The organism is Hyphomonas sp. BRH_c22 (assembly GCF_000961795.1).
Taxonomy (GTDB): Bacteria; Pseudomonadota; Alphaproteobacteria; order Caulobacterales; family Hyphomonadaceae; genus Hyphomonas.
The window spans coordinates 23706-47891 of the sequence record NZ_LADU01000054.1; the positions used below are offsets into that span (position 1 = coordinate 23706).

The window sequence follows — 24186 nt, forward strand, 5'->3', positions numbered from 1 at the left end:
GTCTGGCGCAGCGTGCTTGGCCTGTTCGGGCCAGGCACGCGGCCAACCCCTGCACGGTCGCACGAGGGAGAACGCCCCATGCTGATCCTCGCGGGACAGGGAAACCCGGGCGCAAAGTATGCGGGCAACCGTCACAATGCCGGATTCATGATTCTGGACCGGATTCACGCCGAGTTCGGCTTCCAGCCGTGGCGCTCCAAGTTCGAGAGCCAGATTTCCGAAGGCACGATCGAGACCGCCGCTGGCCGGATCAGGACGCTGCTGGTGAAACCCGAAACCTTCTACAATGAATCAGGCCGGGCGCTGTCAAAGGCTGCGGCGTTTTACAAACTGTCTGCCGAGGACGTGGTCGTGTTCCACGACGAGATCGACCTGGCACCCGGCCGCCTTCGCATGAAACAGGGCGGCGGCCATTCCGGCAATAATGGTGTCCGGTCAATGATTGCGCACCTGGGCGAGAATGTCCGGCGCGTGCGTATTGGTGTTGGCCATCCCGGCGACAAGTCGCAGGTCATGCCTTACGTATTGTCGGACTTTTCCAAGGCGGACCAGGACTGGTTCGAGCCCCTTCAGAAGGCGATTACGGGCGCCCTGCCCTTTCTCGCAGCCGGAGACGACGAGCGCTTCCAGACCGAGGTGATGCGCCTGGCGCCGGCACCGAAGCACGATCCCAAACAGTCACAGCGCGGCTAGTTCAGGCGTCCAGCTTGGCGAGCGCGGCCGCTTCTGCTGCCTCCGCCATCGCGACCGCCGCAACCGCTCCATGGGCGGGCACCGGACTGCGGGCGAGCCCGAGGCAGGCTGCGTAGAAACCCTCATCAGCGGCGCCGAGCGGGTCTGGCAGGTCGGCAGCAATATCCACGCGCACTTCGTAAGGCGTGGAGTTCTCCAGCTTGCGTGTCAGGAAGTCGATCGCGATCTCGCCTGACGGATAGACCACACGCATGGTCCGCTCACGCACCTCAGCGGCCCGGCTGGCACGCAGCCGCGCCACGCCGCCACTTGCATAGGTGAATTGGGCGCTGGCCTCATCCAGATGCGCTGAATGCACCCGTTTGCCCGTGGCCATGACGCCGGTGAACTCCGTGCCAAGCATCATCGCAGCCAGGTCAAGATCATGGATCATGAGATCCCAGATCACGGAAACATCACCCGCCCGGTTTTCCGGCGCAGGCGGCCCGGCGCGAACGGATTCGATCAGCAATGGTGTTTCCTCGATGGAGAGAACACCCATGGCGCGCGCCACAAAGCGTTCCTGATGGCCGACCTGAAGGATACGTCCGCGCGCGGCGGCTTCATCCGCAAGGCTGCGGGCTGCCTTGCCTGAGAGCGCCAGCGGCTTTTCGACCAGCACATGGCAGTGCGCCTCGATGGCCTCACGCGCCAAAGGCTCGTGGAAGGTAGCCGGAACCGCAATCACGATGGCGTCACACAATTCAAGAAAGGCGCGGTAGTCCGACGTGCCGGGGGCACCGAACGTGCTGGCAACGCGTTCGGCCCGGGCCTGGTCGATATCGTACACGCCCATGAATTCGGTCCGCGCCGACGCTGCCGCCTTCTGCGCGTGATAGTTCCCGAACACACCCGCGCCCGCGACGCCCACTTTCAATTTGTTCATCAATCAGGCCCTCTGTCCCTGCGGACATGACACCGCATCGCGTCCTGCTGCAAGGGTTGCGGGCAGCATAGATTGCCACAGGCCGCAGCGGGCGCGACCGAAGATAATCGGCCCGCCCCCTTCACAGCCGCCATGTCACGGTCCACTTAAACGACAACGAAAATGGAGGAAATCACAATGGCTAAACTGAAATCGACTGAATGGGCCCTCGCGTCCCGCCCTGAAGGCATGCCCAAGCCGGCCAACTTCGCAAAGAAGACCGCTGAGATTGCCGAGCCGCAGGACGGTGAGATCCAGGTGCAGAATGAATGGATGTCTGTTGACCCCTACATGCGCGGCCGCATGTATGACCGTGAAAGCTATGTGCCGCCTTTCCAGATCGGCGAGACGATGCAGGGCGGCGCTGTCGGCCGCGTGACGGCCTCTGCGCATCCTGACTACAAGGAAGGCGATCTTGTGTCCTCCATGCTGGGCTGGCGTACCGCCTGGGTGGCAAAGCCCGAGGCTGCCATGGTGCAGAAACTGCCCGACGTCGGCCTGCCCGAGAGCGCCTTCCTCGGCGTTGCCGGCATGCCCGGCCTGACCGCCTATGCAGGCCTCCTGCGCATCGCGGAGCTGAAGGAAGGCGACATCGTCTTCGTATCAGGCGCGGCTGGCGCCGTCGGCTCCACCGTGGTCCAGATCGCCAAGAACAAGGGCTGCACGGTGATCGGCTCTGCCGGCGGACCCGACAAGTGCGCCTTCGTGAAGTCGCTCGGCGCCGATCATGTCATCGACTACAAGAAAGCGGGTGGCTTTGCGGGCCTCGTGAAAGCCCTCAAGGACGCCTCGCCCAAGGGCATCGACGTCTATTTTGACAATGTCGGCGGCGACCACCTGACAGCGGCGATCGAGGTTGCCCGCCCGATGGCGCGGATGGCACTTTGCGGCATGATTGCCCAGTATAACGAGACAGGTACACCGGTCGGCCCGCACAATATCATCATGGCGGTGGGCAAGCAGCTGAAGCTGCAGGGCTTTATCGTGTCGACACATGCCGACATGCAGCCGGCATTCTTCGCGGACATGGCGAAGTGGATCCCGGCCGGAAAGATGAAGTTCGAGCAAACTGTGATGGAAGGGATCGACAAGGCGCCGGAAGCCTTTATGGGCCTCTTCACAGGGGCCAACACCGGCAAGATGTTGGTCAAACTTACCTAACTCAAACTCGCCGCACCGCGTCTTCAGGGCTGCGGTGCGGCCACGGAGACGCGAAACATGGCTCGGTTGTTCGATGCCTATATCATGGTGGACTGGAGCGCGGCGACGAAGCCGGCGCTTGGCGCCAATTCAATCTGGATCGGCATCCTTGCCAAGGATGCCCGCCTGAAGCTGCAGTTCAAGGCGGTCAATATCGATACGCGGCTCAAGGCGCGCGAATTCCTGGAGGACATGGTCGCCAAGCTGACAAGGCGCGGCGACCGTATCCTGCTCGGCTTCGATTTTTCGCTCGGCTACCCAGCGGGGACCGCGAAGGCGCTCGGTCTCGACGTGGCGTCACAGCCTGCCTGGGCCGCCATGCACGCGCACCTTTCCAAGAAGCTGAAGGACAAGCCGGACAATTCCAACGCGCGCTATGCCATCGCCGCCGGGATGAACTATGCCATATCAAAAGGCCCGTACCCGTTCTGGGGAGCGCCTGCGCGCGACGTTGTCTCGACCCTGTCATCGACGAAGCCGGACTATGCGGGCCAGCCCCTGCCGGAGTTCCGCATCGTCGAGACGTATCTGCGGGACAAAAAGCTGGGCCAGCCAAAGTCTGTCTGGCAGCTTGCCTATACCGGGAGCGTCGGCAGCCAGTCGCTGACCGGCATTCCGCATGTCCATGCATTGCGAGCGGCCTGGCCGAATGCGCGGATCTGGCCCTTTGAAACCGGAACGGGTGAAATGACCGCCGATGACCTTGAAGGCATCGAGGTCGTCATGGCGGAAATTTACCCTGCCCAAGTGAAGGTAAAAGCCGAAAAAGGTGAAACACTCGACGAAGCGCAGGTTCGTGAGATCGCCCGTCATTATTCGCAACTCGACGAAAAAGGCCTGCTCGGAGGCGCGTTTTCCACAGGCAAATCGCTTGACGCGGGAAAAATCGAGCAGATTCAGGCCGAAGAGGGCTGGATTCTCGGCGTATAGCCTGTGTTTACTGGCGTTTCGGCGTGTTCACGCAAAACGAATCGTGGGCATGTCGGCGCAACGGCGGGGGATCGCCGTTTAACTTAGAGGAGAACCCCTATGAACAAGGGTGAACTTACAAAGGCAGTTGCTGCCGAATCCGGCCTCTCGCAAAGCGAAGCTGGCAAGGCTGTTGACGCTGTTTTCGACACAATCGCTGCTGCAGCGAAGTCGCGTCAGCAAGTTGCAATCGCCGGCTTTGGTACGTTCGCGGCCAAGACCCGCAACGCACGTGAAGGCCGTAACCCGGCGACTGGCGACAAGATCAAGATCCCGGAAAAGACATCCCTGGCTTTCAAACCAGCCACGGCTCTGAAAGACCTCTAGGGCTTCGGCCTTCTTATCGGAGGCCTACCCCGAAATTCAGGCGGCGCGTTTGCTAGGCAAGCGCGCCGTTTTCAATTCCAGAAGCAGGGTCTGCCCCACACCGGCAACAGCCATGCCGATGAACGCGCCTTCCATCATGCCCTGCGCACCCCTGCCCGCCACAAGTCCGAGCATGTAGCAGGCCGGGATCATCACGAAGAAGAACGAGCCAATGTGGATGATGCTGGGAGACCAGACGATTTCCTGCGCTCGCAGCGCCATGGAAGACGTTGCCTGAAGCCCGTCGAAGATCGAGGCCGCTGCTGCGAGCGCCAGAAGGCCCGCAATCGCCGGGGCCAGTACGATCCCGTTCAGCACAGCGTCAGGCCGCACCAGGATGCGTGAAATCGGGCCGTGGAAAAGGACGAGAATAATGCCCAGAATGATGCCCATCACGACCGTCGCCGCGACACCGAGGCGGCTGGCATTCCGGATCTGGTCAGCATTGCCGCGCCCGAACGCCTCGGCCACCCGAACGCTCGTGGCCGACCCGATGCCCAGATAGAACATGAAGCAGAGGCCGACGATCTGGATGGCGTAGCCATAGATCGAGTTGGCCGCGAGGCTGATCCAGGTCGCGATAATATAGGTCATGTTGAAGCCACCCCATTCAGCGACATTGCTGATGGCGGTGCCGATGCCGACATTGAACTGGCGCCGCGCCTCACCAAACGGACCGGCGACCGACTTGCGGAATGCGGGAGTCATCACGATGACCAGGATGAACATCGCGATCGTCAGCAGCCAGCGGGAGCCTGTCGTCGCCCAGGCGACGCCCTCCGCGCCCATCGGGGTGACGCCCCACCAGCCGCCGACAAAGGCCAGGTCCAGCACGAGGTTGATCACCACACCCACATACATCACTACCGTGACCAGCAGCGGACGGCGCAGGGCCTCCAGATAGAAGCTGCAAACCTGCGACACCATGAAGGCCAGCAGGCCGCTGGAGAGGATGCGCGTCACCTTGGCGGTTTCTGTCGCGATGAATTCAGGCGGCAGCTTGTCTGCGGCTTCCGACACGGGCGCAATGGTCACGAAGATCCAGTGAAACAGCGGCTCTGCGCCGAAAAAGACCAATGAGGTCAATATCACGCCGAGGCCCAGTGCTGCCCACAGTCCCCGCCGGAAGATCCGGCCGGTCTCAGCCTTGTGTCCAATCCCCAGCAGTTCTGATGTCAGCACCTGCGTGCCGAGCAGCAGCCCCATGCCGAAACCGAGGGAGACACCCATCGGCAGCCAGGAGTTGAGGATGAAGGGCAATTCTCCCGGCGCATACTGGCCAAGCACGATCGCATCGGTGATGCCCATGAGCATCATCGACATGCGCGAAATCGCGATCGGCACGGACAGCCGAAGCAAATCCGAAATGTCGGAGGCCCGCGCCCAGGCGGGCCAGCCTGCGCGAGCCATTGGTTGTTTCGTCCCTGATTATCCGGCCTTGAGGGAGATATTCGTCTCGCCCCGGCCTACTCCCTGCAGCTTTTCGGCGATCATGAACGCGAGTTCAAGCGCCTGTTCGCCATTCAGGCGAGGATCGCAGTGAGTGTGGTATCGTGACGACAGGTCTCCCTCCGAGATTGCCTGAGCGCCACCGATACATTCGGTGACATTCTGGCCGGTCATCTCGAAATGGACGCCGCCGGGATAGCAGCCCTCGGCCGACAGGACGTCGATGAACTGGCGCACTTCGGACAGGATACGGTCAACAGGACGCGTCTTGAAACCGCTCTCGGTTTTCAGCGTGTTGCCGTGCATCGGATCACAGGACCAGACGACCGTGCGCCCGCTCTTCTTGATGGCGCGGGCCAGCGGCGGGAGCCCTTTTTCGACGCCGTCAGAACCAAAGCGCGAGATCAGCGTAATGCGGCCAGCCTCGTCCGCCGGGTTGAGCACATCAATCAGGCGCAACAGCTCGTCGGTTTCCATGCCCGGACCGCACTTGATGCCGATCGGATTCTTCACGCCCTTGCAGAAATTGACATGGGCGTGATCGACCTGGCGGGTCCGGTGACCGATCCACAGCATATGGGCCGAGGTGTCGTACCAGTCGCCCGATGTGGAATCGATGCGGGTCATCGCTTCTTCATAGCCAAGAAGCAGGGCCTCGTGGCTGGTGTAGAATTCGACCTGCGCCATTTGCGGCACGCTGTTCGATGTCACGCCGCATGCGGCCATGAAGTCCATCGATTTGGTGATCTGGTCGGCCAAGGCCTCATACCGTTCGCCCTGGGGGCTGCGGTCGACGAAGCCGAGCATCCAGCGGTGGACGTTGGACAGGTCAGCATACCCGCCCTGGCTGAAAGCCCGCAGCAGGTTCAGCGTGGCGGCCGATTGCGAATAGGCCTGCATCAGACGCTCAGGATCGGGGATGCGCGCCTCCGGCGTGAAATCCATACCGTTGATATTGTCGCCCCGGTAGGACGGCAGCGTGACGCCATCAATGGTTTCGATGGGCTCCGAACGTGGCTTGGCGAACTGGCCCGCAATGCGACCCACTTTCACGACCGGCTTGGCAGCCGCAAATGTCAGCACGACCGCCATTTGCAGGATGACGCGGAACGTGTCGCGGATGTTGTCCGGGTGGAACTCCTTGAAGCTCTCGGCGCAATCTCCGCCCTGAAGCAGGAATGCCTCGCCGGCAGCGACCTCTGCCAGGCGCTTTTTCAGACGCCGCGCTTCACCTGCAAACACGAGCGGCGGATAGCCTTTCAGGCGCGCCTCTACTGCAGCAAGGGCTGCAGCGTCGGGATAGTCCGACGGGATGTGCTTGGCGGGCAGTTTCCGCCAATCTGAAGGTGTCCAGGTCATGTTCCATTGCTCCGTTCGAATGCTGCATAAATCACATGGACGTCCCTTGCTCAAGTTTCACCACAATTTCACAGCACAAAGGTGGTGGAATCAGCGCTAAGCCCTTTAGAAACGGGATCACAGCCGCCACCTGAAGGACCGTCAAAGCCGCATGTCGCATGTCTACATCAGCCATTCATCCCAGGATCTCGACGCGCTGCTCGAAATTCACGAGGCGCTGCGCATGGCCGCAATCCCCGATTGGTACGCGCCGAACGAGAGCCAGGACCGCCCGAAAGCCGACCAGGCCATCGATGACGCGTTCGCGATGATCGTCCTGGTCTCGGCCAGCTCTGTCAGATCCAAATCCGTTCGCCAGGACGTGGAGCGCGCCAAGGCGCGCAATCTGCGGCTCATTCCCTACCAGATCGACAAGGCGCGCCTGAACGGCTTTTTCAAGCACGAAGTCCTGCCGCACCTGAAGCTGTCATCGACGCTGCCTGACGGGACCGAGCAACTCGTGAACCAGGTGCAGAAGGCCTACAAGCGCAAGTGCCCCGTGCTGGCCGTGATGAACCTGAAAGGCGGCGTCGGTAAGACGACGGTGACGAGCCAGGTGTTCGGCGCGTGGCAGGGGGCGCTGGGCGGGCGCGTGCTGCTCGTCGATCTCGACCCGCAATATAACCTGACGCAGACATTCTTCGACATGGAATATGCCGATGCGAGCGCTGCGGCTGACCGGTCCGTGATTTCCCTGTTCGAGCGGTCGCGCCTGCATTCACGGGATGTCGTGAGTCCGGGCGAGAGCTGGCTGACGCTGTCGACCGAACCATTCGCAGCGGCGCCGCGCCAGGATCTTGTCCACGACCTGATGGGTGAAGGCAGCCCCGGCGGCAGGCTGGACCTCATTTCGGGTCAATTCGAGATTTCGAAGTACGCCTTCGCGAACGATTCTGAGGCGCTCTTGAAGGTGAAGGCCCAGTTCCTTCGCATGGTCGACAATTATCGCAGCGAATATGACCTGATCGTCTTCGACACCAACCCGAATGCGACTTTCCTGACGCGCTGCGCGCTGGAAGTGGCGGACCGGGTGCTGGCTCCCATGCACGCTGACGTCTATTCGCTGCGGGGCGTGCGGCTGCTGAACCAGGTGATCTCGGAACAGGTCGAAGAGAGCAAGCGGCCGGCGCTTTCCGTCTTGTTCAATGCAGTCGGGCGCAGCGAGCAATCGACATTCGAGGCCGATGCGCGCAATGGGGCCTTCGACATAAAAGCCGGTTTCCCGCTGTCCAAGGCGTTGCTGAAATCAGCCCTGCCCCGCTCAGGTCACCTTGTGGTGAAGGCGCCAAAGGATGGCCAGCCACCCTGGCGGCAGCTGTTGATTCACTCCGGCCGGGGCGGCGGACTGAAGTCTGTCCGCGAAAGCCTGAAGACCGTGGGCATGGAGTTGCAGGCCCTGCTCGAGAGGTAGTGAGCGGGATCAGGCGGTGACTTCGGGCACCCATTTCTGGCGCATCGTGACCAGCTCCTCGGCGACGCTTGGATGCAGGGCGCATGTCCGGTCAAAGTCGGGCTTGGTGACACCCATCTTGATCGCAATGCCGATGGCCTGGATCATTTCGGCAGCGTCTTCGCCGACGATATGGACGCCAAGGACGCGCTCGTCGTCCGGCTTGACGACCAGCTTCATGAGGACCCGGCTGGTATCGCCATTGAGCATGTTTTTCATCGGCCGGAACCGGGTCTTGTAGATATCGACATTGCCGTACTTTTTACGCGCGTCAGCCTCCGACATTCCCACGGTTCCAACTTCCGGCTGGGTGAACACGGCCGTCGGGATGTCTGAATGATCAAAGTGCCATGGCTTGTCGTAGAACTCGGTCTCGGCGAAGGCGTGACCTTCCCGGATAGCAACAGGTGTCAGTGCGACACGGTCGGTCACGTCACCGACAGCCCAGATGCTCGGGACATTGGTCTTCGACCATTCGTCCACGATGACAGCGCCATTGGCGTCAAGCGCAATACCGGCCGCTTCGCAGCCAAGCCCGTCCGTATTCGGGCAGCGCCCAACGGCCATCATGATCACGTCGGCCTCCAGGTGGTGACCGTTCTTGAGCTGGATGCGGAGCGGAAGGTCGCCGTCAGTCTTCTCGATCTTCTCGAACACGGTTTGCGTGATGACGCGCACGCCAGCCTCCTTCAGGCCCTCATGGACCGCCATGCGGACATCTTCATCAAATCCGCGCAGTACCGTATCGCCGCGATAGACGAGGCATGTCTTCACACCCAGCCCGGCAAAGACGTGGGCGAACTCTACCGCGATATAGCCGCCGCCCGCGATAACGAGGTGTTTGGGCAGGGTTTCGAGATGGAATATCTCGTTCGAAGTGATGGCGTGCTCGACGCCCGGCAATTCCTCGGCCGAAGGCATCCACGGGCGGCCACCGACGGCTATCAGGATCTTGCGGGCCGTGACCGTCTTGCCGCTGGCCTTGAGGCGCAGCGTGTTGGCGTCGACAAATTCGGCGCGCTCTTCGATGATTTCGACGCCGGCATTCACGAGGTTGCGGTGATAGATGCCGGACAAGCGGTCGACTTCGGCATGCATGGCTGTCGCGAAAACCTCGTGGTCGTAGGACACTTGGCCGACGCTCCAGCCATACCCCCTGGCATGCTTGATGTGCTTTCCGTAGCCGCTGGCATAGACCATGAACTTTTTCGGCACACAGCCGCGGATGACGCAGGTGCCGCCCATCCGGTATTCTTCCGCCACCGCGACTTTGGCTCCCGAGAGCGCAGCCAGGCGCGCGGCGCGCACACCGCCGGAACCGCCTCCGATGACGAATAGATCAAAGTCGTAGCTCGTGTCAGCCATCGGGCAATCCTTGTGTGCGGCCCGAGTTGTTCAACGCACCTTGGGGCGCGGCTGCGGGCAATCCGTTGATTCTTCTGCAGATGTAAGAGGCGAAGCCTAGAATTCAAACACGGTTGCGCCGTTTTCATTGCCGATGATCACGGTGCGCGCGATATTGATGAACAGGCCGTGCTCGACCACGCCGGGCACATTGGAGAGGCGCGCGGCGAGGGCTTCGGCGTCCGGAATCCGGCCGCAATGGCAGTCGAGAATGTGGTTGCCGCCGTCGGTGACCAAGAGGTCCATACTGCCCGCTTGCTTGCGCAATTCGACCCTTGGGCGGTCGATCCCCGCAGCGCACAGGACGTCATAAACCTTCTTGGCGGTGATGGTGTATCCGAACGGCGTAACTTCGACCGGAAGCGGGAAAGCGCCGAGGCGTTCGACCTGTTTCGAGGGGTCGGCGATCACCACCATGTGATCGCTGGCGCTGGCAATAATCTTCTCGCGCAGAAGCGCCGCTCCGCCGCCCTTGATGAGATAGCCGTTGCTGTCGACCTCGTCGGCCCCGTCCACGGTCAGGTGGATCCGGTCGACCTGTTCGAAGGGAACCAGCGGCACGCCGAGGCTGGTGGCGAGCGCCCGCGTCTGCTCACTCGTCTCGATGCAGCGAACGAGCAAGCCATCGGCGACCTCGTCTGCCAGCATCTCGACAAAGTATTTGGCCGTGGAACCGGTTCCGAGACCGATGGTCATGCCATCCTCGACATATTCCATCGCAGCCTGCGCCGCGTTTTCCTTTTCGTGCTCGTTTGCCATCCTGGCTAATCCTTCTTGCTGGCGGCAGCCTTTTCGGCGCTTTTACGGGTTCTGAAGCTGATCGCCCAGCCCTGGTGTTCGACACGTTTTCCGCGTGCGACGGCGAGTGCATCAGCTTGCACATTCGTGGTGATGACACTGCCGGATCCGACAATCGCGCCCTTGCCGATTTCAACCGGCGCGACCAGTGAGGAATTCGAGCCGATGAAGGCCCCGTCCCCCACGATGGTCTGGTGTTTCATGAAGCCATCATAGTTGCAGAAAATGGTGCCGGCGCCGATATTGGCCTGCGCGCCAATCTGGCCATCGCCGAGATAGGCGAGATGGTTTGCCTTGGCGCCTTCACCCATATGCGTGTTCTTGGTCTCGACGAAATTGCCGACGCGGACACCGGCTTCGAGAACGGTGCCGGGGCGGAGCCGCGCATAGGGGCCAATCTCGCAGCCCGTCGCGACGATGGCGCCTTCAAGGTGACTGAAGGCCCGGATTCGCGCGCCGCCTTTTACGTGGACGCCCGGGCCGAAGACGACATTGGGCTCCACCAGCACATCGGCCTCCAGAATGGTGTCGTGGGAAAAGAAAACGGTTTCGGGCGCAACCAGCGTGACGCCCGATTCCAGGGCTTCAAGGCGGCGGCGCGCCTGGAAGATGGCTTCAGCCTGCGCAAGGTCTGACTTGCTGTCGCATCCGATCAGGTCCGCTTCTGCGCAACGTACGGCCTTGCAGATGGCGCCCTCGCTCCGCGCCAGCCCGACAAGGTCTGTCAGGTAATACTCGCCCTTGGCGTTCTGGTTGGTCACACGCCTGAGTAGACGGAACATGGTTTCAGCGCGGCCCGCCATGACGCCGGAATTGCAGAGGCGGACCACAAGCTGCTGAGGTGTCGCCTCGCGCGCCTCGACGATGGCCTCAAGGTCGCCATCACCGGCGAGGATGAGACGCCCATAGAGACCGGGCTCGGCCGCCTCGAAGCCCAGCACGCCGAGCGCCGCCCCGGTTTCGAGCACAGCATAAAGGTCTTCGATGGCGCTGACAGGCACGAGAGGACTGTCGCCATAGAGGACAACAAGGTCGCCAACGAACCCTGTGAGGGCGGCTTCGGCACACTGGACGGCATGGCCCGTGCCTTGTGGCGGATCCTGAAAGGCAATCGCATCGCGGCCCAGGCTGGCGGTGACATGGTCGATGAGGACGGTTTGCGACGGATGGGCGATGACGACGATACGCGAGCAGCCGGCATTGCGGGCAAGCTCGATCGACCAGTCGATCATGGGACGGCCGCCGACGGCGTGCATGACCTTTGGCAGGCCGGACTTCATGCGCGTACCCTTGCCTGCGGCAAGGATAATGGCGGCGCGGTCTCTGGCGATATTCGTCACGGGCAGGCCCTCTCGCTTTCCCCAGACCTTTCGCCTAGACCAAAGGCCGATTCAAGGCGAGTGGCGAGAGAGGAATTCATACAGGCATGAATGGAGCGTTTGACGGCTGGACGATTGTTTTCGATCTCGACGGGACCCTCGTGGATACGGCGCCGGACCTGCTGAGCGCGCTGAACCACGTTCTGGTTGAAGCCGGATTGCAGCCGGTGGGGCTCGAGACGATTGCCACGATGATCGGCCACGGTGCCAAGGCGATGATCGTGAAAGGCATGGCCGCGCAGGGCGTTGAGCCTGAGAGCCGCCGGCTGGATGGCCTGTTCAATCAGTTCCTGGCCTATTACGAGGCCAATATCGCGCTGGGATCGCGGCCTTTCGAGAATACGATAGCTGCCCTGGACGCCCTGACGGTGGCCGGCGCGAGGCTGGCCGTATGCACCAACAAGCCACAACGTCTGTCGGACCAGCTGCTGGCGGCGCTTGAACTGACGGACCGGTTCAGTGCGATTGTCGGTGCCGACAGCGTGCCGGAGCGCAAGCCGCATGGAGACCATATCCTGCTGACGGTGGATCGCGCAGGCGGTGACCGGTCACGCGCGATCATGGTGGGCGACAGCCGGACAGACGAAAGGGCAGCCCGGAATGCCGGGCTGCCCTTCATTTTCGTTCCGTTTGGATACGAGACCGAAACTCAAGACGAAATCGACGCCGACGCAGTTGTCAGCAACTATTCGGATCTGGTTTCGGTTTTACTTGAATTCGTCAGCTAAGCTGACGCTTCGGATCTGGGACGGTAGCTGGGGCGAGCTGCGCCAGCTTCACCTGCCGCACGGCGGCGAGGCATTCCGTTTACCATATTGCTGCGAACATCCGTGCGGGCACTGCGCATTGCGGGGACGAAGCCAGCGTCGATAAGGTCGACATCCACTTCGTAGCCACGCTCGGCCCAGTACGCATTGATCTTCTCACAGAGGCGCTTGGCGCCGTCTTCGTCACACCAGTCTTTCATTGTCTCTCTCTCCAGGCTTCTTGTTTATATTGGCGAATTACTTCACCAAGGCCTGTCCTTCTTAAATCAACACCGCGAACTGCTCTTCAGTTCATCGTTTATGACGTGAAGATGACTATGTTTGCCGGGTTTCTCAAGGGCGAAATCGAATGAAAATCGCGTAACATTGGAACATGAACAGCCATTCACAATGAACAGTTGTTCATCCAGCTTTTCCGCTAGGTTAATCCGGGCCGGAAATCATACATTCCGTTGCGCAACAGGCAACCATTGGTGTGATTGGGCCCCACGACGCAAACATGATCGTACGGAAGCGGAAATAAGGCAACACAGCTAATGCATGTCGATTTGCTTAGCATCGGGATGCTGGAATGCATTTTTGCATTGATGAAAAAGACGCCATCAGGACCGGCAGCCTCGTTACGGCCTTCCCGGCTTGACGTTGAGAGGGCATCGGATTACGGACGCGCTTTCCTGGAAACGGGGCGATTAGCTCAGTGGTAGAGCACTGCCTTCACACGGCAGGGGTCGCAAGTTCGAACCTTGCATCGCCCACCATCCAAAACAATTCAGTTGTCATTGCCAGCAATCGTGGCGCAAGGCGCAAAGCGAAGTATAAGCGACGCGATGAAGTCCCTGTTCCGCTCCAAACCTGTCACTGTCCTGCTGGGTTTCCTCATCTGGTCCTGGATGGCCCTGATTGGCCGTACCGTGCGCTGGACCATCGAGGGCGCATCAGAAGCCAGGGCATCGTGGGTCTCCGCACCAGGGATAGTCGTCGCCATCTGGCATTCCCGGATCATGCTCATCCCGTCGGGCTGGACCCGGCTGATCCGTCGCTGGCCGGGCCGGACGGCCGACGTGTCCATGCTGATCTCCATGTCAGGCGATGGCGAACCTGTTGCCCGCGCGATGCGCCACCTCGGCGTCGGAACGATCCGCGGTTCTGCTGGCAACAAGAAGAAGGCCAAAAAGGACAAGGGCGGCGCCCGCGCCATCATTGATGCGGTAAAGCTGCTCAAGTCTGGCGGCGCGGTATGCATCACACCCGACGGCCCCCGCGGGCCGCGCGAGCAGGTCAGCCTCGGCGCCATCCTGATCGCGCAGCGGGCAGGCGCCCCCATCCTGCCCTATGCGGTGACGACCAGGCCGGCCAAACAGCTGAGCAGCTGGGATGGGTTCGTCATCCCCTTTCCGTTCACGAAAGGCGCTATTGTTTTCGGACAATTGCTGGAGACACCGCGCAGCGCCGATCCGGAGATGCTGCGCGCGGAACTGCAGCGCCGTCTCGATGCAGTCACGCGGCGATCCGAAAGGCTGGCAGGCTATGAAGGATCGCCAGCCAATTCGGAGCCGACAACAGCATGACGCCAGCCTTTCATCTTTATCGCGTCGTCGGACGGCTGGCGTCACCCTTCCTGCCGGGATTGCTGCGCCGCCGCGGACGGGCGGGCAAGGAAGATTTTGGCCGGCTGAACGAGCGGCTGGCGCGCGGAATGCCGGGTCGCCGCCCCGGGCGGCTGGTCTGGCTGCATGGCGCGAGTGTGGGAGAAAGCCGCCTGTTGCTTGAACTGGGTCACCGGCTGGTGGCAGAGCGGCCTGACCTGATGCTGGTTTTCACCAGCCAGACGCTGACATCGGCGCGCCTGATGGGCCCCGCCCTGCCAGACGCCGCGATCCACCTGATGGCACCGCTGGACACACCCGCGATTGCGAAGCGCTTTATCCAGCACTGGCAGCCTGACCTGTGCGTGTTCGGTGAAGGCGAGATCTGGCCGAACCTGATTTTCGAAGCCGAACGCAGCGGGGCAAAGCGCGCGCTGGTGAACGCACGGATGACGCAGGGCTCGGCAGATGGCTGGCGCAAGGCCAGCAAACTGTTCCAGAAACTCGTGGGACAATTCGATGTTGTGCTCGCCGCAGATACGGACACGGCCCAGCGGCTGGGCAGCTTGCTGGGACGTACTGTGCGGTCAGCCGGAAACATGAAATCTGCCCTCCCGGGCCCTGAAGCGAGCGACTTTGAAATCAAGCGGATCCGGGACGGATTCGTCGGCGGGCGCCGCTGCCTCGTGGCCGCATCGACGCATGCAGGCGAGGAGGAACTGTTTCTCGATGCCGTATCCGATATGCCGGACACGGCGATCATCATTGCGCCGCGCCACCCAGAACGCGGCGATGAGGTGGAAGCATTGGTCAAGGCACGGGGCCTGCCGCATGCGCGCCGGTCCAGGGGACAGGTGGCCAATACACGTACGCGCGTGCTGCTGGCGGATACGATGGGCGAAATGGGCCTGTGGCTTCGCCTGGCCGACGCCGTCTATCTGGGTGGCGGACATGCCGAGGGGGTTGGCGGACACAATCCGCTGGAGCCAGTCAGGTTTGCCAAGCCGGTTGTCACCGGACCGCACGTGTTCAATTTTGCCCCCATGATGGCCGACCTTGAATCGCGCGGTCTTGTCAGGATCGCAGCGGATGCAGCAGGTGTGGCCGATGCACTGAAGAATTCCCCGCCGCCGTCACAGGCGGCGGTCGATGCTTTGGCGGAACATGCGGATGCGCCGATGGTGGAAACGCTGGCTGCTCTATTACCCCTGATTCCCGAACCAGGATTGTTGCAATGAAGGCGCCGCATTTCTGGTCAGCCGGGCTGGACCCACGATCACGGGAAGCCGCGCCACTGACCCGTCTTCTGCTGACGCCGCTGGCCTTTGCCTACCGGCTGGGCGTGCAGCGCAAGCTGAAAAGGGCGTTACCGGCCAGCGTGGACATTCCGGTAATCTGCGTCGGAAACCTCACTGTTGGCGGCGTGGGCAAGACACCGGTCGTGGCGGCGATAAGGGGTGTGCTGGCGGCGCGCGGGATACGCGCGGCGACCCTTTCGAGGGGGTACGGTGGGGGCATCAAGGGTGTGGCAAGGGTGCAGCCGGGCACGCATACGGCGGCTGACGTTGGCGACGAGCCGCTGATGCTGGCCGCGAGCGGCGAGAGCTGGATCGGCCAGGACAGGGTCGCCGCTGCCCGCGCGATGCAGGCCGACGGGGTTCAGCTGATTGTCATGGATGACGGCCACCAGAACCCGTCGCTGCACAAGGACCTGTCTCTCATTGTGATTGATGCGGCGGCGCCGTTCGGGAACGGGCACCTGCTGCCCAATGGCCCGCTGCGCGAACCTGTCGCTGACGGACTGGCGCGGGCGCAAGGCGTTATCCTGATGGGTGAAGGCGAGGTTCCAGCCCCGGTCATGCTGGCAGCGGCCCCTGTCCTGCGCGCGTCGGTTGAGCCGGTCGGCGCCATGCCGGAGGGACCGCTTGTGGCCTTTGCGGGCATCGGGCGTCCGCTCAAGTTCTTTGACGCGCTGAAGGCCGCTGGCGCGGACCTGCGCGAAGCGGTGGGATATGGCGACCATCATGTCTATTCCGAAGGCGAGCTGAAATTCCTGCACAAGCTGGCGAGCCACCATGGCGCACGGCTGATCACGACGACCAAGGACCATGTGCGCCTTTCGCAGCCGGAACAGCAGCGCGTGCTTGCCTTTCCGGTCGCCGCCCGCTTTGAAGATGCGAGCGCGCTTGACGCGCTGCTGGCCCCGATCATCACGTCTGCGAGCGCATGACCGAAACGCCCTCCACCTATGTCCGCCCGAAGGACATCGACAACCGCGCCTCGTTTGGCCAGCGCGTGCAATGGCGGCTGGAGACAATCGCATGGGACGTCATCTATTGGTGGCCGATGAAGCTGCTCGGGCCAGACAAGGCCTCTGACTTTGGCGGCTGGGTGATGAAGAAGATCGGCCCGCGCCTTTCGCAGCACAAGACGACACGGCGCAACCTGAAGCTCGCCTTTCCGGATTGGAGCGATGCCGAGATAGACCGCATCGCGCTGGCGGCCTGGGAAAGCGCCGGGCGCACGGCGGGCGAGATACCCCACCTGCCCGCGATTGATCCCTATACGAGCGGGCGTGTTGACGTGGTCGGTGTTGAACGCCTCGATGCCATCAATGTGAGCGGCAAGGGGGCGGTGTTCATTTCCGGGCACTTCGCCAATTGGGAAATCATGCCTGCGGCCATCTGCAAGCGCATCCCGCATGCCGTGATGACCTACCGTGCACTGAACAATCCGTATATTGACCGGCGCATCAACAAGCTGCGCCACGACTATGGAACGGGCACGGCTGCGCCCAAGGGCATTGGCACGCGCGAACTGATGCGGGCGCTGGCGCGCGGCGCGCCGGTTGCGCTGATGAATGACCAGAAATTCCGCGAAGGCATCGCGGTACCCCTGTTCGGGCATGACGCGATGACGGCGCAGGGGCCAACCCGGCTGGCGCTGAAATACGGCGTGCCCATCGTGCCGGTGTCGACCGTGCGCACCGGCCCGGCCCGATTCCGGGTGGAAATCCATGAGCCTTTCCTGCCGCAGGACACGGGCGACACGGAGGCGGACATCCTTGCCTCGGTGACGCGGATCAACCAGTTCCTGGAAGCCTGTATCCGCGCCGAACCCGGCCAATGGTTCTGGCAGCACCGCCGCTGGCCGAAGGAGGCCTGGCGCAAAGCGGGCGTGATCCAGTCCGCTTGATCTCGCGATATCTAGGCAGCGACCAGGAGCTTTTTCAACTGGCCGTGACGTCGCTCTGCATCGGCCTGCGTCTTACCCATCACGATTCCTGTACAGGTCGTGTTGGCAGGCGGCTCAGCATGACGTGCCCCGTCTATCAGGCGGAAGGGCATGTACCACCCATCGTCTATCGGCCCGCTGAGCTCGAGTGCCAGTTGTCGAATGTTGAGCGAACTCCTGAAATTCGCAGACCGCGAAGCCGGCAAGCCGGACCGCTTGGTCGCGGACGCATGCAGCATTACCTGGGCTGTCGAACCTTGAATCCTGAAATTCGGATCGAATACGATCAATCGTCCTCGGGTGGTTAGGCCAATGTCGAGCCCGGCAACACCACGGAATCCCATGGCGAGTGCCGCTTCGCCAACCTCCAGCGCCAGCGAGATTGCGGCCTTGGGAAATGGATTGGATGGATTGATCACGCTGCCGGACTGCTGGCCCGGCAGGTCGAACAGCTGTTCCGCCGCACCGGCATAGTGGATGCCCGTTTCCGACAGGACGAGCGACACGCACCAGCAGGAGACGACGTCCATGTCGTTCTCGACAATCACGTCGCTTGCGTCACCCAAGGCCTTCAGACTCTCGAAAGCAGCCAGGTATTCTGCTTCAGTCGTACAGTGGCGAACAGCGTAACCGATTCCTGTTGCCTCGTCGGTGCATGATTTCAGGAAGACCGGACCATTGAATGTAAACGCAGCAGGATCATCGAGCGGAACGATTCGGCGGTCAGACAGGTGCTTCGCCGGTACGATGTCTGGAAGATTTTTCTTGTTGTTAAGCCGACGCCACAAATCGCGCGAGACCAGTTGGGCTTTTTGCGGATAGGTCCCGACAGGTAGCGGATAGGGCGAGGCGAGTTTGTAGCCTTCCTCGATCAACTCTTTCGTGCGGCGTTTGGCCTCGGCGGCTGTCTCGAATATGCGCATGTCCTCGTCGACATGGAGACCAGCCCGTTCGAGCACGGCGAGTCCCTCGTCCGTGACCCCGCAAATGTGGCGCACCGTCGGCATGCCGTTGAGCAAGCCCAGAAGCCCATTGGTAACACTGTCGAGATCGAAAGCTGAAAAGCCGATCATGCGCGTCTGGCGAAGGTCCGTTCGTGCGGCGAATGCGACCCCCCGGTCGAAAAGCGGCATGAGTGGAACCAGGGGCTTGGTGTGGCTTGTCATCTGGCTCACAGGAAAGCCTCAATGCCTTTGGCCAACAGCCGCATGCGCGGCGTCGGGGTTCCATCCGAAACGGGATACGTCGGGGTCTTGTTCGCATCGAGAAGTATCGGCACGCCATCGTGTTCGACATAATCGAACTTGCCGAAGTCGAACTTCATTTTTTCGCGAAGCGCGGCCAGTTCAGCCGGTACCGCGTCAAGTATTTCGCTACGGACCAATGAAGTGGCTTTGACAAGCGGGTCTTTTGAAAGACTGCGATAGGCATATCCCTGGTCGCCAAAAAATATCCATCCGCGCACGCAGTAAAGGCCATCATCTGAATATTCCGGCAGGAACTTTTCGACCACGAGATGCTGATCGCTCCACACCCAACCGGGCACGTCATTCAGCGACGCAAGAACAGGATAGTGCTTCTCGGGAAGCTTCCTTGCCCATCGCCATGAATGGCGCGCCAGCCGCTTTTGTACACGCGCAACAATGCCTGCCCTGTCATCGCCGCCGTCCTGCAATCCGTAATGGTTGAGATCTGATTTGATGATGACCGGTCCAGCCCAGTCGGATTCCGGCGTGAGCAAAAGCGTCGAAATCAAGCGCTTTGAAATATCGAGCACATCCTCATTGAGTGGTTTTACGCCGCTTGGCGCGTCCGGAATTGTGTCTTTGCTCAAGCGCGTCTTGTCGTGATGCAGAATGCATAGCCGGGCATCGTCGGCGTATTCACGCGAGACCTCGACATCCAGACCCACCTCACGCCATATCCTGGACAGGTGCGATATCGCGTAATAATCAGGAATATCCGGCGTCAGGTGCGAAATACTGATTTTCGGCGCGTTCACCATCCCTGAAATACTTCTCTGACTATGTTTGCCGGACCGATTTGCAAGGATTGTGCCTTTTTGAAGCAGGCGCGCCGGGTCCCTTGCGACAAGGGTCATTCGATCTGGACGCCAACCGTCGGGCAGACGGCCTGTACCGAGCAGAGATATTGACGCGCAGGGTGGCGCAGACCACACCTATTCGCACGGACCGCGTCAGCTTAAAGGCAAGCGACGTCCCGAAATTGCCGTGCGAGAACATACAACCTATGGGAAGAATTGACCGGACATGACGAAACGAATCCTGACGAGCCTTGCAACATTGATCCTGGCGGGGTGCATCTGCGTGCCCTTGAAGGTGGCGGCTGAGCCAGCAGACGTGGACAAGGCTGTCGAGATTCTGGGAGCGTCTGTGGCGTTTGACACGGTGGAAGGCCGTGGCAAGGTGCCCGCCTATGCCGAATACCTGGCCGGGGTGCTGATCGCGGGCGGCTTTGCGGCGGAAGACGTGGCAGTCGAGCCCTTTGGCGAGACGGCGGCCCTGATGGCGCACTATGCGGGCCGCAGCAGCGCGACGCCGATCATTCTGAATGCGCACATGGACGTCGTGGAAGCGGACCCGGCCGACTGGGTGCGTGACCCCTTCAGGATGGAGACCGACGGGACCTATTTCTACGGGCGCGGCGTGCTGGACAATAAATACGGGCTGACCATGCTGGTCACCACGCTGATGCGTCTGAAGCGCGAAGGCTTTGTGCCGGAACACGACATCATTCTGGTCCTGACGGGCGATGAAGAGACAGCGCAGGTGACAGCTGCGGAACTGGCGCCACGCTTCAAGGGCGCGCGGATGCTGCTGAACGCCGATGCGGGCGGCGGCACGCTTGGCGAGGATGGAACGCCTCTCTATTACAGCCTGCAGGCGGGCGAGAAGACCTATGCCGATTTCGAAGTTGTGATCACAAATCCCGGCGGGCATTCCAGCCGGCCCACGGGCAGCAATGCCATTGTCGACATGTCGCATGCGCTGGCGAGGGTGGCAGCCTATGCCTTCCCGCCGCAGACGAGCGAGCTGACGCAGGCCTATTTCCGCGAGACGGCGAAGCAGACACCGGGCGCGCTGGGCGGGGCCATGGCGCGTTTTGCCGAGGACAAGGACGATGCAGAGGCCGTGGCCATCCTGTCGGCCGAGCCAGAATACATTGGCCAGGTCCGCACGACCTGCGTCGCGACACAGATCGAGGGCGGCCATGCCCAGAACGCCCTGCCCCAGCGTGTCGCAGCTAATATCAATTGCCGGATATTCCCGGGCGTTCCGCCGCGCACGGTGCAGGCGAAACTGCAGGAACTGGTGGGCGATGCGGGAATGGTGACCTTTCCACTGGAGTTCCCGCAAAGCGAGACGTCACCTCTGGATGCCGAACTGATGGCGGCGGTCCGCAAAGCGGTCGACACGCATGTGCCAGGCCTGCCGATCATTCCGAGCATGTCGGCAGGAACGACAGACAGCCTGCTGTTCCGCGGCCAGGGCATTCCGAGCTATGGCGTGTCCGGCGTGTTCATGAAGCCGTCTGACGACTATGCGCACGGCCTGAACGAGCGGGTTCCGGTGGATTCCATCCCGGGGGCGCTGGAACACTGGCACGTCCTGCTGACCGAACTGGCTGGCTAGGTTTCCACGTCCGCTTCGGTCACGGCGTCCGGCTCCTTGAGCTTGAGAAGGTTTGCGAGCGGCGCGATGGTCCAGCCCTGCGCGATGAGCGACACGACGACGATGACAAAGACAATATTGAAGAATTCGATCGTGACTGGCCCCGGTGTGATAACAGGATAGATCGCCAGCAGGACCGGCACCGCACCGCGCAGGCCGACCCAGCTGAGGAAGAGGTTTTCGCGAGCGGTGAAGCCCATCCAGCCTATGCTGACCAGAACAGCCAGCGGACGGGCGACGAACATGAGCACTGCCGCGATTGCGAGTGCGGCCCATATGTCCTTGAGGAGGTGACTGGGCGCCACCAGCAGGCCGAGCAGGAGGAACAGGGCCATCTGGCTGATCCATTGCAGGGCCTCGTTGAAGTTCAGGATATTGTCGAGCGGGCGCTGCAGGCGGTTTCGTATCACGATACCGACGATGTAGACGGCTAGGAAGCCGCTGCCGCCCAGCAAGGCAACTGAAGCGTAAATGGCCAGAGCACCGGACAGCGCCATGGCAGGATAGGTGCCATTGGGAAGCGTCATCCGGTCTATGATGAAGGTCAGCGCCCGCCCGCCCAGAATGCCCCCGGCCAGGCCGACGCCGATTTGTGTGCACAGGAAGAACAGGAACCCGCCGACCTCCTGCAATGACCCAGGCGGCCCGCCATTCACGATCGCCGTAAGGGAGACAACGAGGAAAATGGCCATCGGATCGTTAAGGCCGGATTCCAGGACAAGCGTGTTCTTGACGCGCTCACTGATGCCCGCCTTGCTTTGCTGGATCAGCAGGAAGGTTGCGGCCGCATCGGTCGATGCAACCGTGGCGCCAAGCAGCAGGCCGACAAACGGGGGCAGGCCGACGACGACGCTAGCAAACAGGCCCACAACAGCCGCCGTCACCAGGACGCCAAGCGTGGCCATCATGACGGACGAATTGCGCGCATTGTGGAACATGCCGCGTTCTGTCTCCAGGCCACCGGCGAACAGGATGATGGCGAGGGCAATGCTGCCGAGATCAAAGCCTGTCTGGAAACTGTAGAACCGGATGCCCCCCGGACCATCCACGCCGAGCAGCATGCCGACACCGAGCACGATGAGGAGGATCGGCGCGCCGGACCGCCGGGCGAGCGGCATGAGCGTGAACGTCGCGAACACAATCACGCTCGACAGAAAGATCGCCAGTTCCATTTCCATTCCCTCAAGAACAGGCCGAGCCCGCTGGAGCCTGCATCATGTTCCCGGCGGGGCAGGCGCCCCACATCCAGTTTGAACCGTACAGGTTCGCATGGGAATGATGCACCCCGCCGCCGCCGGAGTAAGCAGCGCCAGCGAGTCACCTGCCAATTTGATGATGCACTACGCTTTCACCACAAATGCTCTAGGTTGGGAATGAGAAGGAGGACGGCCGCATGCATTATGGGGAAATCATTTCGTTGCTGGCGCTGGGGTTTGGCGCCATCCTGGGCGTTATGGCGCTGATCTCGCCGCGCTGGGCTTCCGGTGTTGTCCGACTGGTTGAAGACCCCGATCCAGACAAGCCGGGCGGCTATTCCGAGTTCCGGGCGACGTTTGGCGGGTTTTTCATGTTGTCCCACATGATGACGGCGGCCCTGCTGCTGACCGTTTCGGCCAGCGACGTGAACCTGCTGAGCGTGCTTGTGGTGCTGCCTCTGGCGGCGGCGTGGATGGGCGCGGCCCTCGGACGGACGGTTTCCCTGCTGGTCGATGGCAGCAAGAACCGGTCGAATGGCATGATCCCGGTGTGGATTCCGATGGAATTTCTTGTCGGACTTGCTATTGCGGCCCCTCTCCTGCAATTCCTGTAGGGCCGAAACGAAAGATACAGATATGACGGAGCGTCGAGAGACGGGCCGCACGCGCCAGGAAAAACCTGGTTCGCGCCCCCAGAAAACCCGCACAGGTGCGGTCAAGAACAGCCCGGATACAGCACGGAAAAAGCCCGGACACAGCCCGAAAACGCTGGCCGAGCCCGACTGGAGCGAAGGCGAGCGCATTGCGAAATATCTCGCGCGCGCAGGCGTCGCCTCGCGCCGCGAAGTTGAGCGCATGATCGAGGCCGGCGAGGTGATCGTGAATGGCGTGAAGCTGACATCGCCTGCCTTCAAGGTCACCGGCCGCGAGACGATCAAGGTGGGCCGCAAGACGATCAGCGCACCCGAGCCGACACGCCTGTGGCGATATCACAAGCCAGCCGGCCTGATTGCCACCAACAGCGACCCCGAGGGCCGCCGGACGATCTTTGACGAATTGCCGAAATCCCTGCCCCGTGTCGTGACTGTCGGGCGTCTCGACCTGACAACCGAGGGCCTGTTACTGCTGACCAATGATGGCGAGCTGGCGCGGGAACTGGAACTGCCGAAAAATGCGCTGGAGCGGACCTATCGTGTGCGCGCACAGGGCACCGTGACGGACTTCAAGATTGCCGACCTGGCCGCAGGGATATCGGTAGACGGTGTGGACTATGCGCCGATTACCGCCGTGTTCGACCGGGAGAATGGCGCGAACTCGTGGCTGACCGTGACGCTGACCGAGGGCAAGAAGCGGGAGGTGCGCCGCGCACTGGAGGCCGTGAACCTGATCGTCAACCGGCTGATCCGCATCAATTACGGGCCCTATGAGCTGGGTGACCTGCGCCCCGGCGCCGTGGAGGAAATTCCCGCCGAACTGATGATTGAAACGGTCGGCCACATGATTGCCGATGCCAACAAGCCGCTGGGGGAGGCGCCGAAACGCGCCGCACCTGCCGCCAAGTCACACCTTGGCACGCGGCCCGGTTCCACTAGACTTGCTGACAGGAAACGCAGACCCAAAAAATAGCACACGGAGACCTCC

23 protein-coding genes and 1 tRNA gene are annotated in these 24186 nt (G+C 61.7%); 14 read left to right on the forward strand and 10 right to left on the reverse strand.

Translation table 11 applies throughout. The features are described 5' to 3' along the window. The first annotated feature begins 78 nt into the window (after window positions 1–78). Complete coding sequence (gene pth, locus VR74_RS06875) at window positions 79–693, forward strand: aminoacyl-tRNA hydrolase (RefSeq protein WP_045695435.1); 615 nt, start codon at window positions 79–81, stop codon at window positions 691–693. A gap of 1 nt (window position 694) precedes the next feature. On the opposite strand, the gene VR74_RS06880 is transcribed toward pth, so the two are convergent. After that, on the reverse strand, window positions 695–1618 hold the full coding sequence (locus VR74_RS06880; protein ID WP_045695437.1) for a Gfo/Idh/MocA family oxidoreductase: 924 nt from the start codon (window positions 1616–1618) through the stop codon (window positions 695–697). Window positions 1619–1795: 177 nt separating this feature from the next. Here VR74_RS06880 and VR74_RS06885 point away from each other — a divergent pair, with 177 nt between their 5' ends. The 3 genes from VR74_RS06885 to VR74_RS06895 all read left to right on the forward strand — a co-directional run bounded on the left by VR74_RS06885 (window position 1796) and on the right by VR74_RS06895 (window position 4153). Then, the gene (locus tag VR74_RS06885) at window positions 1796–2818 is read left to right on the forward strand and encodes an NADP-dependent oxidoreductase (protein WP_045695439.1); all 1023 of its coding nucleotides are present in this window, start codon (window positions 1796–1798) and stop codon (window positions 2816–2818) included. Between the two features lie 57 nt (window positions 2819–2875). Beyond that, window positions 2876–3787, forward strand: coding sequence for a hypothetical protein (locus tag VR74_RS06890; protein ID WP_045695441.1), 912 nt, complete (start codon window positions 2876–2878; stop codon window positions 3785–3787). 99 nt (window positions 3788–3886) lie between these two features. Beyond that, window positions 3887–4153, forward strand: coding sequence for an HU family DNA-binding protein (locus tag VR74_RS06895; RefSeq protein ID WP_034738305.1), 267 nt, complete (start codon window positions 3887–3889; stop codon window positions 4151–4153). A gap of 36 nt (window positions 4154–4189) precedes the next feature. On the opposite strand, the gene VR74_RS06900 is transcribed toward VR74_RS06895, so the two are convergent. Further along, on the reverse strand, window positions 4190–5602 hold the full coding sequence (locus tag VR74_RS06900; RefSeq protein ID WP_045695443.1) for an MATE family efflux transporter: 1413 nt from the start codon (window positions 5600–5602) through the stop codon (window positions 4190–4192). Between the two features lie 18 nt (window positions 5603–5620). Next, complete coding sequence (locus VR74_RS06905) at window positions 5621–7000, reverse strand: class II 3-deoxy-7-phosphoheptulonate synthase (protein WP_045695444.1); 1380 nt, start codon at window positions 6998–7000, stop codon at window positions 5621–5623. 151 nt (window positions 7001–7151) lie between these two features. On the opposite strand from VR74_RS06905, the gene VR74_RS06910 reads away from it, so the two are divergent. Continuing rightward, entirely contained in the window at window positions 7152–8450 is a 1299-nt protein-coding gene (locus tag VR74_RS06910) for an AAA family ATPase (protein ID WP_045695446.1), read from the forward strand. 9 nt (window positions 8451–8459) lie between these two features. Here VR74_RS06910 and gor read toward each other — a convergent pair whose 3' ends face one another. The 3 genes from gor to glmU all read right to left on the reverse strand — a co-directional run bounded on the left by gor (window position 8460) and on the right by glmU (window position 12031). After that, window positions 8460–9854 (reverse strand): glutathione-disulfide reductase, encoded by a 1395-nt coding sequence (gor, locus tag VR74_RS06915; protein WP_045695447.1) that lies wholly within the window; start codon window positions 9852–9854, stop codon window positions 8460–8462. A 96-nt stretch (window positions 9855–9950) separates the two neighbouring features. Then, window positions 9951–10652 (reverse strand): ribose-5-phosphate isomerase RpiA, encoded by a 702-nt coding sequence (gene rpiA / locus VR74_RS06920; protein WP_045695448.1) that lies wholly within the window; start codon window positions 10650–10652, stop codon window positions 9951–9953. A 5-nt stretch (window positions 10653–10657) separates the two neighbouring features. Beyond that, entirely contained in the window at window positions 10658–12031 is a 1374-nt protein-coding gene (gene glmU, locus VR74_RS06925) for a bifunctional UDP-N-acetylglucosamine diphosphorylase/glucosamine-1-phosphate N-acetyltransferase GlmU (protein WP_045695449.1), read from the reverse strand. Between the two features lie 86 nt (window positions 12032–12117). Between glmU and gph the strand changes: the two genes are divergently transcribed. Beyond that, on the forward strand, window positions 12118–12798 hold the full coding sequence (gph, locus tag VR74_RS06930; RefSeq protein WP_045695450.1) for a phosphoglycolate phosphatase: 681 nt from the start codon (window positions 12118–12120) through the stop codon (window positions 12796–12798). Here gph and VR74_RS06935 read toward each other — a convergent pair. Beyond that, complete coding sequence (locus VR74_RS06935) at window positions 12795–13037, reverse strand: lipoprotein (RefSeq protein ID WP_045695451.1); 243 nt, start codon at window positions 13035–13037, stop codon at window positions 12795–12797. The two genes, gph and VR74_RS06935, sit on opposite strands and share 4 nt — an antisense overlap. A gap of 483 nt (window positions 13038–13520) precedes the next feature. Between VR74_RS06935 and VR74_RS06940 the strand changes: the two genes are divergently transcribed. The 5 genes from VR74_RS06940 to VR74_RS06960 all read left to right on the forward strand — a co-directional run bounded on the left by VR74_RS06940 (window position 13521) and on the right by VR74_RS06960 (window position 17618). After that, a tRNA-Val gene (locus VR74_RS06940) sits at window positions 13521–13595 on the forward strand. 69 nt (window positions 13596–13664) lie between these two features. Further along, window positions 13665–14405, forward strand: coding sequence for a lysophospholipid acyltransferase family protein (locus VR74_RS06945; RefSeq protein WP_045695452.1), 741 nt, complete (start codon window positions 13665–13667; stop codon window positions 14403–14405). Continuing rightward, window positions 14402–15661 carry a glycosyltransferase N-terminal domain-containing protein gene (locus tag VR74_RS06950; RefSeq protein ID WP_045695453.1) on the forward strand — a complete coding sequence of 420 codons (1260 nt, stop codon included), beginning with the start codon at window positions 14402–14404 and terminating at the stop codon, window positions 15659–15661. Before VR74_RS06945 ends, VR74_RS06950 begins: the two co-directional genes overlap by 4 nt. Beyond that, entirely contained in the window at window positions 15658–16653 is a 996-nt protein-coding gene (gene lpxK, locus VR74_RS06955; RefSeq protein ID WP_045695454.1) for a tetraacyldisaccharide 4'-kinase, read from the forward strand. The genes VR74_RS06950 and lpxK overlap by 4 nt, the downstream gene beginning before the upstream one ends. Further along, window positions 16650–17618 (forward strand): lysophospholipid acyltransferase family protein, encoded by a 969-nt coding sequence (locus VR74_RS06960; protein ID WP_045695456.1) that lies wholly within the window; start codon window positions 16650–16652, stop codon window positions 17616–17618. Before lpxK ends, VR74_RS06960 begins: the two co-directional genes overlap by 4 nt. An 11-nt stretch (window positions 17619–17629) precedes the next feature. Here the strand turns inward: VR74_RS06960 and VR74_RS06965 are convergent, their stop codons facing one another. Continuing rightward, window positions 17630–18832 carry a hypothetical protein gene (locus VR74_RS06965; RefSeq protein WP_299949784.1) on the reverse strand — a complete coding sequence of 401 codons (1203 nt, stop codon included), beginning with the start codon at window positions 18830–18832 and terminating at the stop codon, window positions 17630–17632. Beyond that, the gene (locus VR74_RS20615; RefSeq protein ID WP_299949786.1) at window positions 18829–19836 is read right to left on the reverse strand and encodes a hypothetical protein; all 1008 of its coding nucleotides are present in this window, start codon (window positions 19834–19836) and stop codon (window positions 18829–18831) included. The genes VR74_RS06965 and VR74_RS20615 overlap by 4 nt, the downstream gene beginning before the upstream one ends. A gap of 91 nt (window positions 19837–19927) precedes the next feature. Here VR74_RS20615 and VR74_RS06975 point away from each other — a divergent pair, with 91 nt between their 5' ends. Next, window positions 19928–21310: a M20/M25/M40 family metallo-hydrolase gene (locus VR74_RS06975; protein ID WP_299949789.1), complete on the forward strand. Its 1383-nt coding sequence runs from the start codon at window positions 19928–19930 to the stop codon at window positions 21308–21310. Here VR74_RS06975 and VR74_RS06980 read toward each other — a convergent pair. Further along, entirely contained in the window at window positions 21307–22521 is a 1215-nt protein-coding gene (locus VR74_RS06980) for a potassium/proton antiporter (protein ID WP_299949791.1), read from the reverse strand. The genes VR74_RS06975 and VR74_RS06980 overlap by 4 nt on opposite strands. A gap of 221 nt (window positions 22522–22742) precedes the next feature. Here VR74_RS06980 and VR74_RS20620 point away from each other — a divergent pair, with 221 nt between their 5' ends. Together VR74_RS20620 and VR74_RS06990 are read left to right on the forward strand one after the other, a co-directional pair. Further along, window positions 22743–23159 carry a hypothetical protein gene (locus VR74_RS20620; RefSeq protein ID WP_299949793.1) on the forward strand — a complete coding sequence of 139 codons (417 nt, stop codon included), beginning with the start codon at window positions 22743–22745 and terminating at the stop codon, window positions 23157–23159. Window positions 23160–23181: 22 nt separating this feature from the next. Next, entirely contained in the window at window positions 23182–24171 is a 990-nt protein-coding gene (locus VR74_RS06990; RefSeq protein WP_299949795.1) for a pseudouridine synthase, read from the forward strand. Window positions 24172–24186 lie beyond the last annotated feature (15 nt).

Bases quoted from the DNA above. Each gene is read 5' to 3' on its own strand.
- pth (WP_045695435.1), top strand. From the start codon at position 79: ATGCTGATCCTCGCGGGACAGGGAAACCCGGGCGCAAAGTATGCGGGC.
- VR74_RS06880 (WP_045695437.1), bottom strand. From the start codon at position 1,618: ATGAACAAATTGAAAGTGGGCGTCGCGGGCGCGGGTGTGTTCGGGAAC.
- VR74_RS06885 (WP_045695439.1), top strand. From the start codon at position 1,796: ATGGCTAAACTGAAATCGACTGAATGGGCCCTCGCGTCCCGCCCTGAA.
- VR74_RS06890 (WP_045695441.1), top strand. From the start codon at position 2,876: ATGGCTCGGTTGTTCGATGCCTATATCATGGTGGACTGGAGCGCGGCG.
- VR74_RS06895 (WP_034738305.1), top strand. From the start codon at position 3,887: ATGAACAAGGGTGAACTTACAAAGGCAGTTGCTGCCGAATCCGGCCTC.
- VR74_RS06900 (WP_045695443.1), bottom strand. From the start codon at position 5,602: ATGGCTCGCGCAGGCTGGCCCGCCTGGGCGCGGGCCTCCGACATTTCG.
- VR74_RS06905 (WP_045695444.1), bottom strand. From the start codon at position 7,000: ATGACCTGGACACCTTCAGATTGGCGGAAACTGCCCGCCAAGCACATC.
- VR74_RS06910 (WP_045695446.1), top strand. From the start codon at position 7,152: ATGTCGCATGTCTACATCAGCCATTCATCCCAGGATCTCGACGCGCTG.
- gor (WP_045695447.1), bottom strand. From the start codon at position 9,854: ATGGCTGACACGAGCTACGACTTTGATCTATTCGTCATCGGAGGCGGT.
- rpiA (WP_045695448.1), bottom strand. From the start codon at position 10,652: ATGGCAAACGAGCACGAAAAGGAAAACGCGGCGCAGGCTGCGATGGAA.
- gph (WP_045695450.1), top strand. From the start codon at position 12,118: ATGAATGGAGCGTTTGACGGCTGGACGATTGTTTTCGATCTCGACGGG.
- VR74_RS06935 (WP_045695451.1), bottom strand. From the start codon at position 13,037: ATGAAAGACTGGTGTGACGAAGACGGCGCCAAGCGCCTCTGTGAGAAG.
- VR74_RS06945 (WP_045695452.1), top strand. From the start codon at position 13,665: ATGAAGTCCCTGTTCCGCTCCAAACCTGTCACTGTCCTGCTGGGTTTC.
- VR74_RS06950 (WP_045695453.1), top strand. From the start codon at position 14,402: ATGACGCCAGCCTTTCATCTTTATCGCGTCGTCGGACGGCTGGCGTCA.
- lpxK (WP_045695454.1), top strand. From the start codon at position 15,658: ATGAAGGCGCCGCATTTCTGGTCAGCCGGGCTGGACCCACGATCACGG.
- VR74_RS06960 (WP_045695456.1), top strand. From the start codon at position 16,650: ATGACCGAAACGCCCTCCACCTATGTCCGCCCGAAGGACATCGACAAC.
- VR74_RS06975 (WP_299949789.1), top strand. From the start codon at position 19,928: ATGACGAAACGAATCCTGACGAGCCTTGCAACATTGATCCTGGCGGGG.
- VR74_RS06980 (WP_299949791.1), bottom strand. From the start codon at position 22,521: ATGGAACTGGCGATCTTTCTGTCGAGCGTGATTGTGTTCGCGACGTTC.
- VR74_RS20620 (WP_299949793.1), top strand. From the start codon at position 22,743: ATGCATTATGGGGAAATCATTTCGTTGCTGGCGCTGGGGTTTGGCGCC.
- VR74_RS06990 (WP_299949795.1), top strand. From the start codon at position 23,182: ATGACGGAGCGTCGAGAGACGGGCCGCACGCGCCAGGAAAAACCTGGT.